General features: G+C 43.4%; 11 protein-coding genes and 2 rRNA genes. 8 read left to right on the top strand and 5 right to left on the bottom strand.

Annotated features, from left to right (window positions below; genetic code table 11):
- The 4 genes from QME03_RS02090 to QME03_RS02075 form a co-directional block, all read left to right on the top strand.
- Positions 1 to 299: ribosomal RNA gene (locus QME03_RS02090) — 23S ribosomal RNA — on the top strand; the annotation flags it as partial.
- A gap of 104 nt (positions 300 to 403) precedes the next feature.
- A 5S ribosomal RNA gene (rrf, locus tag QME03_RS02085) occupies positions 404 to 516 on the top strand.
- 717 nt (positions 517 to 1233) lie between these two features.
- Positions 1234 to 1758 (top strand): LITAF-like zinc ribbon domain-containing protein, encoded by a 525-nt coding sequence (locus QME03_RS02080; protein WP_281723310.1) that lies wholly within the window; start codon positions 1234 to 1236, stop codon positions 1756 to 1758.
- A 483-nt stretch (positions 1759 to 2241) separates the two neighbouring features.
- Positions 2242 to 2598, top strand: coding sequence for a hypothetical protein (locus QME03_RS02075; RefSeq protein WP_281723309.1), 357 nt, complete (start codon positions 2242 to 2244; stop codon positions 2596 to 2598).
- Positions 2599 to 2686: 88 nt separating this feature from the next.
- On the opposite strand, the gene QME03_RS02070 is transcribed toward QME03_RS02075, so the two are convergent.
- From QME03_RS02070 to QME03_RS02055, 4 genes are read right to left on the bottom strand one after another with little or no spacing between them, the layout of a single operon-like run.
- Positions 2687 to 4621, bottom strand: a complete 1935-nt coding sequence (locus tag QME03_RS02070; RefSeq protein ID WP_281723308.1) for a hypothetical protein — start codon at positions 4619 to 4621, stop codon at positions 2687 to 2689.
- Between the two features lie 54 nt (positions 4622 to 4675).
- On the bottom strand, positions 4676 to 5794 hold the full coding sequence (locus QME03_RS02065; protein ID WP_281723307.1) for a glycosyltransferase family protein: 1119 nt from the start codon (positions 5792 to 5794) through the stop codon (positions 4676 to 4678).
- Entirely contained in the window at positions 5791 to 6732 is a 942-nt protein-coding gene (locus QME03_RS02060) for a glycosyltransferase (RefSeq protein WP_281723306.1), read from the bottom strand. Before QME03_RS02060 ends, QME03_RS02065 begins: the two co-directional genes overlap by 4 nt.
- Positions 6729 to 7676, bottom strand: coding sequence for a glycosyltransferase family 2 protein (locus tag QME03_RS02055; protein ID WP_281723305.1), 948 nt, complete (start codon positions 7674 to 7676; stop codon positions 6729 to 6731). Before QME03_RS02055 ends, QME03_RS02060 begins: the two co-directional genes overlap by 4 nt.
- A 328-nt stretch (positions 7677 to 8004) precedes the next feature.
- Between QME03_RS02055 and QME03_RS02050 the strand changes: the two genes are divergently transcribed.
- From QME03_RS02050 to QME03_RS02035, 4 genes are read left to right on the top strand one after another with little or no spacing between them, the layout of a single operon-like run.
- Complete coding sequence (locus tag QME03_RS02050; protein ID WP_281723304.1) at positions 8005 to 9456, top strand: oligosaccharide flippase family protein; 1452 nt, start codon at positions 8005 to 8007, stop codon at positions 9454 to 9456.
- Between the two features lie 30 nt (positions 9457 to 9486).
- On the top strand, positions 9487 to 10491 hold the full coding sequence (locus QME03_RS02045; RefSeq protein WP_281723303.1) for a glycosyltransferase family 2 protein: 1005 nt from the start codon (positions 9487 to 9489) through the stop codon (positions 10489 to 10491).
- A gap of 39 nt (positions 10492 to 10530) precedes the next feature.
- Positions 10531 to 10824, top strand: a complete 294-nt coding sequence (locus tag QME03_RS02040; protein ID WP_281723302.1) for a hypothetical protein — start codon at positions 10531 to 10533, stop codon at positions 10822 to 10824.
- A gap of 27 nt (positions 10825 to 10851) precedes the next feature.
- Entirely contained in the window at positions 10852 to 11265 is a 414-nt protein-coding gene (locus tag QME03_RS02035; protein ID WP_274947447.1) for a DUF2750 domain-containing protein, read from the top strand.
- A gap of 521 nt (positions 11266 to 11786) precedes the next feature.
- Here QME03_RS02035 and QME03_RS02030 read toward each other — a convergent pair.
- A partial coding sequence (locus QME03_RS02030) for a hypothetical protein (RefSeq protein WP_281723301.1) occupies positions 11787 to 12532 on the bottom strand: 746 nt, incomplete at its 5' end.

Here is a 12532-nt window from a genome sequence, read left to right as displayed (position 1 = left end):
AACGTCGTGAGACAGTTCGGTCTCTATCTATCGTGGGCGTTGGAGTTTTGCGTGGCTCTGTCACTAGTACGAGAGGACCGTGATGGACAGACCTCCGGTTTACCGGTTGTGCCGCCAGGTGCACCGCCGGGTATCTGAGTCTGGATCGGATAAGCGCTGAAAGCATCTAAGTGCGAAGCCGGCCGCAAGATTAGAACTCCTCATAAGGGTCGTCCAAGACGAGGACGTTGATAGGGCGCAGGTGTAAAGGCGGCGACGCCAAAGCCGAGCGCTACTAATTGCCCGAAACTTTCTTACCTCCCCGCACCTCAGCCGTGTCGTTAGGTTATGAATAATAACTCTTTTGAACAGTTTACGTCCCTTTACATTCTTTACTTGCTTGTGCGATACTTTCAACCCCTAATCAGGTGGTTATTGCGGCGGTGTCCCACCTCTTCCCATTCCGAACAGAGAAGTTAAGCCCGCTTGCGCCGATGGTACTGCAATGCAATGCGGGAGAGTAGGTGGCCGCCTTTTTTCAATACGAAGCCCCGAGTGCTAACAAGCACTTGGGGCTTTTTCGTTTTGGGAGGCTATGTATTTGAGAGTTTGTGAGTTTATAAGTTGTGAGTTCATGATTTTATTGGTTCATAAGTTTGTGAGTTTATAAGTTGTGAGTTCATGAGTTTATTGGTTCATAAGTTTGTAAGTTTATAATCTCAGCATTTGCAGAGCCCTTTTCACAGTTTCTCGAAGTTATCCTTCAGGTGCGTCAAGTTCACTTTCAGCAGCTCAACAAGTTCGTCAAGCCACGTTTGCTTGTTTATAGTTTCGCTTGGTTGTGCGTTTCTTCGTGTATGACCTTCCGCAGCAGGTCTGCAACTTGCTTCGACCATTCCTGCTCCTTGTCCAGTTCTGTCAGGTACTTTCTTTAAAGTATAACCTAACCTTACTTTGCAATAACTCTGATCCAACGATGGACGGAGATTTGGAGAGAATGGATTGCTGAATAGTTACTATTTTAATCAAAGATGATAAAAAATAGAATAAATTTTATACCTTTGCAGACGTGACCTGCAGTGATCACTTTTAGATTAGCAAAGAGGCCACATATCGACTCGCGCGCATATTTTAAGCCACTTTTTGGAGTGAAAAACTTTAGTAAATAATAATCAATTACTATCAGCGCATGGTCTTAGCTTTACTATCAGCGTATGGTCTTTGCTTTTTCGCCATAGCGGAAATTAATACAACATGAACAAAGATATTGAAACTGTTAACTTAACAAAGTGTAGTAACACTATCATGGCTGATGAAATTGTATCGAAATTGGCCGAAGAAGGCATAATCTCATCGCTCCATGATGAGCTAGACGACCCAGTTTATGGCGCCTACGGACCAAATCCAGGGATTGAGGTGAGAGTGTGCAAAAAAGACTTTGTGCAAAGTCTACGCATTCTTAAGGAGATAAATGAGACACGTACCAAACAGTTACCTTGGTGTCCCAATTGTGGTAGCGAAAATGTTGTAGCATTAAAAAAAGAAGAAGGCAAGAGAACAAGGGCCACATCTTTTATCGGTGTAGCCTTGATTGTTCTTGGATGCATCGGCATTTTTCTTCCAAATTTTATAGAGGCTCTTGTGTCAATCAGTCTATATTGTCTTGTTATATCTCCGTTCGTCATGTTAGGAGGCATCTTGCTGGTAGTACCCAAACCTAGCAGCCAATTCTATAAATGTGCCGAATGTGGCAAAAAGTTCAAGAAAAAAGTGACTTGATTTTGTATACTTTTTCCCTCTCATCGAGTTTCTCCAACTCCCATGCAGACAGTTCCAGACTAGGTGCCATCCGCCGAGAGGCTCAACACACCCGAAGATGCTGTAAGTGCCATTGCGCTCATATTCCGAATCAACTTTCTTGTCGGTTCTCAGCCGCATGGGGAGAAGTTCACGTACCTCACCTCAACAACTAATATGGCTTTTCATCCAAGCACACCACAGGACACTTCGGATTATAGGGTCTCGCATATACATCAAGTGTATCCTCCATGCAAGCTACGAATACCGCGCCTTCTTTTTGAGGGATGCACCAGTAGTCGTTTTTGTGTAGCGAGGCGTAATGGACATTTGGTAGGCTAAAACCTCACAAATGTCCATTATTTATTACCTTTGCAGCATTTGAAAAGTCATGAATAAATTCTATATAATAGAGGAGTGGGCGACCTACAAGCAACCACCGAATAGACTACCTACTATCGTCCCGTGATGGTGATGCTGCCCGACTGCGCTACTCCAGCAACATTCTACGCCATCGTAGACCTCGACGGGATGCCGAAACTCGACACGCGCGTAACCGATGCGCAGGGCATGCACGCTGTATACATGCGCATGGGCAGCGACACGGAAAGCACATACGCAAACAAGCACCAGTGCGAGCAGTTGCAGGGTATGCAGCTAATGGCCAGTGTAGTGAACTTTAGGCATACACTATACCACACTTTATGGATTAAGGTTTTCGGTTTCCATTTCAATGTCGCTCATATTATTAGCTTTACTATCGGCATTCCAAGCATCGCCTTTATCTTTACCAGGTTTAAGAGTAGGGTCAGATTCGGTTAAGAAGTAAACATTAATCCTGATTATTTCAATGCTTGGGACAATATATTTATTTTTTTTCATAAGTAAGATTTAATAATTGGGCTATAGACTAAAAGCGCAAGGGCATGATTATCTTTTTGTTTTGCTTGATATAAACCTGTCCGCGTTGACGTTGTTCTGGTTTAATGGGTTTACCATCGAGCGTAAACCACAATTCGTTAGTTTCTCTATATTGGTTGGTTGTAGGCAATTTGGCATCCGTAGTTTCGTCAATTACATAATCATATTGTTTTGCACCAGCAGCCCTAGTAAATCTAAAGAATGCCCTTAGGCCAGGCATGAGGCGTGTATTGTTTGCAGGAATAAACAATTTGTTGTTACTTAAGAATTGTTCAGAACCATCGTTTAGCAGTTCTTTCACATTAAATGTGCCACAGAAAGCAACCCCCTGTATTGTTATTTCCTTAGCATTAATGGCATCCATGTTCACGTTATGTAAGGTCCACGAATTGATGTCGCTATCCGTTTTCAGTAAGTAGGGCATACCCGCCACGAGATTGAGTGCCGTTTTAAAGTGCAACTTATTGTCTTTAACACACGAAAATTGCACCAATCTATGTTCGCCGAAAATGAGTTTTAGTTCATTTTGTTCCATATCCACGGGTAAGCAGATGCTATTCCATCTACCAGCTTTTAGCTTGCGCTTCACAATAACAGTGGTGTTGGGGGTATATACGATGGTGTTCACGGGTTTATATTCGTCTAGCACCAGTTCGTTGTATATACAATTCTTTTGCAAGGGTGTAAACAATATTGTGCCATTGTCGTAGCAATAGAACAAACCCGTTAGTCCAAGGCAGCCGTTGTTCTTAGGGAGAGTGGGTTTAACGTTTAAAATATCTTCAATTTTAAGGTCTTGTTCATTTGTCGAAAGTCTAAGTATCTTGCGTTTACCTTGTTTTATTTTTGCAATTACGTTCACCATATGCCCATAGACACAGTTTTTAAGTGCCAGTTTATCACCTGTCACCTCAAGGGGGGACAACACCGTTTTATGTTCAATCTTTACATGGCTAAGCGCATTGTTCTCTACCACAAGTCCGGGATAAGAGTTGCGTACGTATTTACCAAGTATAAAACCCGTAAGTATGTCTCCTGCTTTTAATGGATGAGTGTTGGGGAAATGTAGCGCCAAGCAGCCCGAATCATCATTGATGAATGCTGTTTTGCCCTTTACATGCACCACCTCGGCAGCCTTTAATGCTAGTTTACTTGTATGTGCTTCGTCGGCTAGGATGTTAAAGTTGCCAATAGAAGCAATCTCCCGAATGTCTTTCCAGCTTCTTACTATGCACGAAGCCATGCAAGGCGCATGCAGTTCGTCGCCCTGATAGATAACCGAAAGAATTGTTTCGCCTGTTGAAACAGTTCTCACTTCACTTCCGTCAGCCTTACAGTCTAGCACGTTTTTATCGTCCGAAAGGTACAACAGTTTTTCTTTAGCAGCTTCATTTGTCACGCCTTGAAGTATAGGTGTGGGCAATTGGAAACCTTCGAAGATGTCGAAAGAGGTTTCGTTAAAATGCATTGAAGTTGTTTGTTTGGGTAACAAGTCGTCCAAATATACCTCAATGCGTACAATTTTCATTCCCTCTCCGGCGATATTTGTTAGGTTCATTTTACGATTTTGTCCACTCCAAGCCTGGTCTTCTACGATAAAACATCCCGAAGAAGCAGCAAAATGGTAGGGTTTAAATTGCTTGTTGCGTTCGGCCGAATGCAAAACCACCTTTGTGATGCACTTGTTTGAAAGCGACTCGATAACGAGTTGGTTACCCGAAAAGAGTGATACGGCTCGGGGTGTGCCCTGTAAGGTGGGATTATATTTGCCCGAACCGGCCAAGAAGGTAAGTTTACAGTGCATGCCAACCTTATCGGTAGAGGTGGCGTGGGCATAGTCTATAGACTCGTAAACGTGTTGTGCCCATGTTGTAGAGCCAACTATGAGCAAGCAAATAAGTAGGATTGTGCGAAGGAAATGCATGGTTGCAGAATTATAAGGGTGTGAATTCGGTTTAGATAAAGGTGTTGTATGTGCTTATTGTGGCGAACTCTCTGCGGGTAAATGAGCCTTGTAGAGAGCCTCATATTGCCGAGCCACCTTTATATATTCGTGGTGCTTATCAACATAGAGCACGCTTTGGACTTTGCGTTTCATTAGTTCTTCTTTGTTGGTTATGGCCAATTCAAGTTGTCTAAACACGTCTTCTTCGTTGGGCAGCACGTTAATAATGGGGTGTAAATGTTGCTCTTGTAGAAGTTCGTAGGCCTCAGGTTCACCACCACCTACACATATTATGCCTTTGCTCATGGCTAAAAGCGGGTTCATGGATGGCGTATAGCTGTAAAGTTGGTCGAGAATAAGGTCGCAACCATCCATCAAACGTTGGTATTCGGCAAAGGGAACCGATTCGGCTTTCACCAGTTCCACCTTGTTGGGATATTTCTCCACCAGTTTCATAGCAGCGGCCAGCATTACATCGGTGCCTTTATAAGCATGTCGCGACTTATTGATGCCGATGAATATTTTTACTTTTGTGCCGATGGGTGTTAGGTCTGTATGAGGGTTAGGCATCTTGATGGGGAAGGGGATGAACACCGTTTTATCAGGGAACAAAGGCTGATAACAAACCCAATATTCGTAAAGCCCTGCGATGATGGCATCACAATCGTTGGCGATGAGTTTGTTTAGTTGTTCTTTAGTGGTACCAATCCAGTCGGCCGTTTCTCTCAAAGCGTCGGCGTTATGCCTCAGTTGGTTGCCAAGATTAAAGTCGCTGTAGCGTAGAGGCATGCGTGTGCGGCACTCGTTCACCCAAAAATGGTCCATACCAAAGGCGCAGAGAAACACGCATTTATTGTGTTTTCGTAGGTAACGGTAGAGTGCAAACAGCCTTTCAGCCTTCAATTCCACAAATAAGGGATTGATAAGTTGCACCACATCATAGCCTCTCAGTTTGGGCAAGCTGCGCAAGAAGCGTATTGCAAAGTCAATTTTGCCTTGCAATCCTGTTGTACGTTTGAGGTCGATGTCTCGTGGATAGTCTTTCCAGAAGTCGCCGTTAGAGGCCACGGTAACTTGATGTCCCAACTGTCTAAGACCTTGGGCCAAAGCATTGTGTACGTTGCTGTATTCGCCTAGCAATAAGATTCTCATGATACAAGTCTTGGTAGCACCCTGCATAATATGCGTCGGCCAGCCTTAAAGTTCGTAAGTCGGCGAAACCACTGGTATTTTTGCGTGTAAGGTTTGTCGGGAAGTGGGAACAGACCATTGCGGCGTAATCGTTCTACACATTTTTCTAAGTGGCTAACCGAGCGTGTTTCAACGATAACCTTATACAGATAGTCCATTGAAAGCTGCGCCACACGCCTTTGTAGCGCATCTCTGTTGGTCGTAGGTCCTGTTGCAGCCATCTTCTTTAGGTGTAAGATGACATTTTCCAGGTCGTTCAATCGTTTAGCAATGCTTTTAGTGTCGCGTTTATGGGTAATAGATCCCTCACGCTTTCTGTAAAAGTAGGCGTGCGCATTGGTCACAAATAGTCGTTCGGTACGTAGTAAAAGTTGTGGTGTAAACTCTTCATCCTCGTGGTAAATGCCTTCGCGGAAATGCAGCGAGCCAGCCAATTGTTTTTTAAATAGATAGCCCCATGCAGCTGCATGCAGGTTGTTATGGCGCATATATTGTGCCCCATCAATTGGTCCTTCGTATTTAGTGGGTATCTCTTTGGGTTTACTTTGCGTTTGGCAAAACATAACCACATCGGGTTCTTGGTATCGCATGATATCCAAACAATGTTCGTAAGGGGCGCGAAGCAGATAATCGTCGGCGTCAATAAACTGCACATATTGTCCCGAAGCCAATTTCATGCCAGTGTTTCTGGCGTTACTTAAGCCACCGTTTTTCTGTCTAACGTATATAATATGGTCTAGCATGTCGTGCAATTCATTTATTGGCGAGTGGCTTGAGCCATCGTCTAGAAGGATAATTTCGCGTTCGTCTTTACTCAGCGAGAGCGAGAGAACACTGTCAAGGCATTGCCTTAGCATGGTTAAAGGTTCGTTGTGATAAGTAATGATAAAACTAATCATTTTGTTTTCATTAAACGGTGTAACAATCGGTGCACTTTACAAAGGTTTTTAACGCCAAACACTATGGCCCAAAAGGCTTTGGCACGTGTGGCAAAAGGCATGTCAGCGTTAATCACGAAGTGCCAACTAAGGGGCAGTTCAGCCAGTCTTATGGTGGTGTCTCCTTTGCGATAGAGGTCTATTTGCATGTTAAGCAAGTGCAGATGGAAGCGCTCTTTGGCCTCTTTGGTGCATGCGTTGGGTAGAATGATGCTTTTGCTTACCCGCATATTCCACACCAGCAGTTGTGCCAATTCGTATGCATTGGCTTTTTGTGTTATGCCTTCAGGGTTTGTCCAATAGAGGTAGGCCCCTTGATTGATGGTAAGAATATTGCCCGATTTGGCTAGAAGTCGAGCTGTGGTGATAAGGTCTTCAAACACTTTTCCTTCAGGAAAACGCACGTTGGCAAACAAGTTGGCACGCCAAAGCTTGTTACAGGCGTAGGCATGGAGATAACCTTGCTCTTCAAACCAATATATGGCGGGCGTTAGATGCTCTTGTTCGTCGAAGTGTAGCAAGCTTTCGTTATTTGAAAGCCAGCCCATCACCACAGGAAACTCCACGATGTTGCATTGTGGATGGCGTTCGAAAGCATTTATAGCCATCTCAAACGTGTTGGGGGTAATGGCATCATCGGCATCAACAAAGGCCAAAAAGTCGCCATGGGCATGAGCAATACCCGTGTTACGAGCCTTACTTAATCCGCCGTTTGGTTGATGTAGCACCTGCACTCGTGCGTCTTTTTCGGCCCAAGAGTCGCATTTTTGTGCGCTGCTATCTGTAGAGCCATCGTCAACCAATAGCACTTCCATATTGTCAAATGTCTGTTTCAGCACGCTCTCCACGCATCGGTCGAGGGTGTGCTGCATGTTATATACAGGTATGACAACACTTATTAGCATGATGTTTTATTTACAAAGTTACATTAAAAAGTAATAATGGCCAAAATTTTTCGTTGTTATAGTAAAAAAGATTGGGTTATTGTAAATAATCGCCTGTAAGCAATGACGCTGCACTTTGCCTAGATGTGCACTAATACAAGAGCCTTGTAGTTGCACTACAAGCGGCTTGTACAGACACTACAAACAGCTTGTGTTGCAACTACAAAAGGCTTGTAGCCCCAGTACAAAGGGCTTTGTACCGATGCGTTGCATAGAAAGTTGCGAGAAAACGCACTTTTCAAGGAACGAAAAAGAACGTCAAACCCAATGCTTTTGACTATAATTAAGAATGAAACAACAGGAAAAAACAAACGGCTATGCGCACATTTTGAAATATATGGGTGTGTTTGGCAGTGTTCAGGGGATGACAATCGGCTTGGGTATTATCCGCAACAAGTTGGTGGCCGTGCTTATTGGACCTGCCGGCGTGGGCATAATCTCTCTATTTAATTCGGCCATAACCCTGCTTACCAACACGGCAAACATGGGGCTTGGTGTTAGTGGTGTGCGCAATGTGTCTGAAGCCTATGAGGCTTACGATGCACGGCGCATGGCAACAGTAGTTGATATGCTTCGTTTTTGCACCCTCTTAACAGGGTTGGTGGGTATGGCGGTGTGCCTGCTGCTTAGTATGGTGCTTAGTAAGGCTACGTTTTCAGATGATGAACACATGGTCGATTTTATGCTGCTTTCGCCTGTTGTGGCGCTGTCGTGCATCACTGTGGGCGAAACGGCCATACTTAAAGGGGCGCGAATGCTTAGACGTTTGGCCCAACTAACCATTGTGGGTTTGGCTGTTACCATCTTGATAACCATCCCACTATATTATTTTTATCGCGAACGGGCCATTGTGCCCTCGCTACTGGTGGCTGCTGTGGTGCAGACCTGCGCAACGGTGTTATGTTCGTACAGGGCTTTCCCGTTGCGGTTAAACTGGGATATGCGTCATGTTCGTTCGGGTAGTGCCATGATTAAGCTTGGTTTGGCCTTTACGCTAGCAGGCATATTGGGCAATGGAGCCGATCTTTTTGTGCGCAGCTTTCTTAATAATGCAGCCTCCCTACAAACCGTAGGTCTTTATAATGCTGGTTATATGCTCTCGGTGGTATATGCCTCCACATTGTTTTCGGCGTTAGAAGCCGACTTCTTTCCGCGCATCTCAGCTGTAAACCAACTGCAATACACCACGAACGTGTTGGTAAATCGTCAAATAGAGGTGGGTTTACTCATCGTTGGTCCGCTGTTGGTGGTGTTTGTTTTGGCTTTGCCCTTGCTCGTTCCTCTGTTGTATAGTAGTGCTTTTGCTGGCGTTGTGCCCATGGTTCAGGTGCTTAGCTTCAACATCTTTTTTCGGGCGATAAGTCTACCACTTGAATATATTGCGCTGGCTAAGGGCGATTCGCGCACCTACTTGCTGCTTGAGGTGGTCTATGATGTGGCTTTTGTTGTGGCCGTTATCGGCGGAATGCAGCTAGGTGGGCTGTGGGGTATGGGTTTGTGTCTGTCGGTTATGGGACTGTTTAACCTCGTTTTGGTGGCGTGCGTGGTGCAAAAGAGGTTCGGTTATCGCATGCGCCGCAGCGTTTTCCGCAACATCGGCCTGCAATTGCCCTGGCTTATGCTGGCCTATGCCACCACCTTTGTGCACAACATGTCGGTTTATTGCCTCGTTGGTCTTGCGTTGGTTGGCATCAGTTCGTACCTGTCGGTTGGTGCATTGCGAAAGAAAACAAGACGTTAAGGTATTCATCAACTTAGAAATATAAAGAAAATGCCCAAAGTTTCTGTACTGGTTGCCGTGTATAATGCGGAAAAATACTTGCGAAGGTGTCTCGACTCGCTGTTAAATCAGAGTTTGAAAGACATCGAGATTGTATGTGTAGACGACGCCTCGACCGATAACTCGCTAGCATTGCTGAACGAATATGCCGCGAAGGACGAGCGGTTGAAGGTGGCGACACTGGCCGAAAACTCGGGCATTTCGCACACACGCAACGTGGCTTTGGGCATGTCTACGGGCAAATACGTGTGTATGGTCGATTCGGACGATTGGCTTTCGGCCGACGCTTTGCAGCTTTCTGCCGAGGTGCTCGATGCGGAACAAGGGGTGGATTGTGTGCTTTTCGACTTTATCATTGCCGAACGCGACGACGTTCAGGGCACATACACGCGCCAACGGCGGTATAACTCGATGCCGTTTAATCGTATAAGTGGTCTTCGTGCTTGCGAATTGAGCCTAGATTGGCGCATTCATGGGCTTTATATGATAAGGCGTGCCATACATCTGCAATATCCTTACGATGAGAGTAGCCCTGTGTATAGCGACGAAAACACCACACGCGTGCATTATTGGGCATCGCGAGAGGTGGCGCAATGCGCGGGAAAGTATTTCTATCGCCAGCATGCAGAGTCGGCCACGCATGCGCCTAACCTGAATAAGTATTATCGTTTGGACGCTTACAAAAGCCTGAAACAATTTTTGCAGAGCCATGCCGACACCCGTTTTCTTTGCGCACGATTTGAAGACATGCGGTGGTTAACGGTTATAGACCTATATTTTGAGTACTACAAAACGCGACGGCAATTGTCGCGAACAGAGCAACAAACGGTGAAAAAGCGTTTGAAAGCGGCTTGGCAAGACATCGACCTGTCTTTGCTAAGTGGCAAAGATACGCGCAAATTTGGGTATATGCCCCTCCGCTTTTCGTGGTTGGCGTTTAGAATGCAAGAAGAATTGTATTTCTTCGTTAGGGCAATGCGCGATAAAATGAGGTAAGATAGGCAATGAAAACCATTAAAAACGACAAAGTTGGGTATGGATATAATCAATGATTTTGAAGTTCTGTTTTATAAGGCACTGCGCCTTTTAGACCTCGGTAAAACCGAACAAGCCGCAAAAATACTAGAAAACGTGGTTGCCGAGGCAGCCAAAATGCAGAACAACCTTTTCTTTATAAGGGCGAGTTGTGTGCTAGGCGAGTTGCTGTTTGCGACTGGTAAGTACGACGAGGTTAGGAGATATTTGACACAAGTGGTAGAAACACCTTGTCAAGACGATGTTGTGGATTATGAAAAGAACCTTGCCGAAGATATCTTAGGTAGGTTATAAAGGTTTGACTTTAAACGAAATAGAGAAATGAAAACAGAAAAGTACAAGATAACTGAACAAGAAATAGAGGCGATAATAAAGTTAACACCCCAACAACGCTATGCTTATTTCTTAAAACGAATATGCGATTGGGAAGAGATATGGACGTTGTATGAGGACGATTGTATTGTGTTGAACGAGGACAAACAGGGAGTTTTATTTGTGTTTCTTTTCCCTTTCGAGACTTTTGCCAGTCATTATGCTATAAAACAACGGGGTATGCGTGGTACATTTGCTAAGTGTTTTAAGCTAAACGAGTTTGTTTCTACCATAGCAAGCAAACTGTTGGCCAACAGTGTTAGCGATGCTTTGGTGTTTCCCGTGCCCAATGGATTTGGATTGAACGTTCCATTGACAAGGCTTATCGCCGACATACACAAAGAATTGGAAAACTACGAGTAGGCAATTGCCTTTTCCTGATAATCTAGAATTTGGGTTTGGGCTGAATAGGGCACTTCCTAAAACTCTAAGTTTGCAACACTAAGATAACGAGAGAACGATGAATTATAAGTATTTGTAAATTTGCTGATTAGCTAAGTTTGTTGTAACTTTAAGGTGTTAAATGTGTTATCGTCATTAATAACAATCGTTCTGCGTTCATCTGCAACCGAAAAGCTTCGCTGCCCCCTTTCAGGAGTACATTTGACCATTAAGCCAAAAATTATCCCTTTGGAAATCAGGTATAGAGACCTCTGCAAAACCTCATATAGATGTAGATGGCAAAATCATAAATATAACTCATTGATTATCAATAGTAGCTTTTGGGTGTAAAAAGACTTTTGCAGAGGTCTCGTAATATCAAATAAAGTAACTATACTCGCACTTGTGCACTTTTATTTGACAACATACAGTCTATTATATTCTATTTCCTACGAATTTATTATTTTAATGAAATTAGAGAGTATTCCTATTGGTTGGTTATTCTATTTTTCGATAATTTTACCGTCATCCCTAATTATATAAGTTTTAACTTTCTGAGAAGAATCTATAAATGTAGTTTTAACCTTAATAGAAAAGTTTTTGTCAATTCTAAAGGATGTAATCTCCTTAGACTCATCACTGTCTGGTTCAAACCAAATTCCTTCAACATAGAGGTTTGATATGATGGTATTATTCTTGATAGATAGTAAATAAAATCGATAGTCAAAATCCCCACAATCCATTGGAACCAAAATCAAATATATATCGCCTTTATTGGGCAACGGTAGGTACCTGAGTTTGTTCCCTGTATCACAAAGAAATTCAGAAACACCTTTCAGGTACTTACTTTCTATCAAATTGTATTTTACTGTCTTTATGTCAATACGCTTATCGTATGGCAATGTTTCGTTACTCTTCGCCAAGAGACTCTTATTCGTAATTGCCCTAAGGGATTTATTGTGCATATCCTCCGTATTGGAATAAAATCCACTTTGGGGATTCTTATAATGTAAGACAAATTCTTTTTTATATATCAAGAACAGATCTTTCCCATTACAAGGTATTGTTTGCCATAAAGTATAATCCTCCCAATCAAAAGCACCATTCTCTTCATCCAAATATCTTTCTATTTGTAAATATGGTATTGAATCTTTAATATTTAATGAAAACTCTTTATTGGCTTTAATGAAATAGTTATGTAAATCTTTTATGTAATATCGGGTATCATACATAAAATAGGATTTGGGTA

The organism is Hoylesella shahii, assembly GCF_937990675.1.
GTDB lineage: Bacteria > Bacteroidota > Bacteroidia > Bacteroidales > Bacteroidaceae > Prevotella > Prevotella shahii.
The sequence above is the reverse complement of the archived record's forward strand: the minus strand, read 5'-3'. Positions and strand labels throughout refer to the sequence as shown.

What these genes read in the sequence shown, in the direction of transcription:
- QME03_RS02080 (WP_281723310.1), top strand. Translation starts at nt 1,234, where the DNA reads ATGAACAAAGATATTGAAACTGTTAACTTAACAAAGTGTAGTAACACT.
- QME03_RS02070 (WP_281723308.1), bottom strand. Translation starts at nt 4,621, where the DNA reads ATGCATTTCCTTCGCACAATCCTACTTATTTGCTTGCTCATAGTTGGC.
- QME03_RS02065 (WP_281723307.1), bottom strand. Translation starts at nt 5,794, where the DNA reads ATGAGAATCTTATTGCTAGGCGAATACAGCAACGTACACAATGCTTTG.
- QME03_RS02060 (WP_281723306.1), bottom strand. Translation starts at nt 6,732, where the DNA reads ATGATTAGTTTTATCATTACTTATCACAACGAACCTTTAACCATGCTA.
- QME03_RS02055 (WP_281723305.1), bottom strand. Translation starts at nt 7,676, where the DNA reads ATGCTAATAAGTGTTGTCATACCTGTATATAACATGCAGCACACCCTC.
- QME03_RS02050 (WP_281723304.1), top strand. Translation starts at nt 8,005, where the DNA reads ATGAAACAACAGGAAAAAACAAACGGCTATGCGCACATTTTGAAATAT.
- QME03_RS02045 (WP_281723303.1), top strand. Translation starts at nt 9,487, where the DNA reads ATGCCCAAAGTTTCTGTACTGGTTGCCGTGTATAATGCGGAAAAATAC.
- QME03_RS02040 (WP_281723302.1), top strand. Translation starts at nt 10,531, where the DNA reads ATGGATATAATCAATGATTTTGAAGTTCTGTTTTATAAGGCACTGCGC.
- QME03_RS02035 (WP_274947447.1), top strand. Translation starts at nt 10,852, where the DNA reads ATGAAAACAGAAAAGTACAAGATAACTGAACAAGAAATAGAGGCGATA.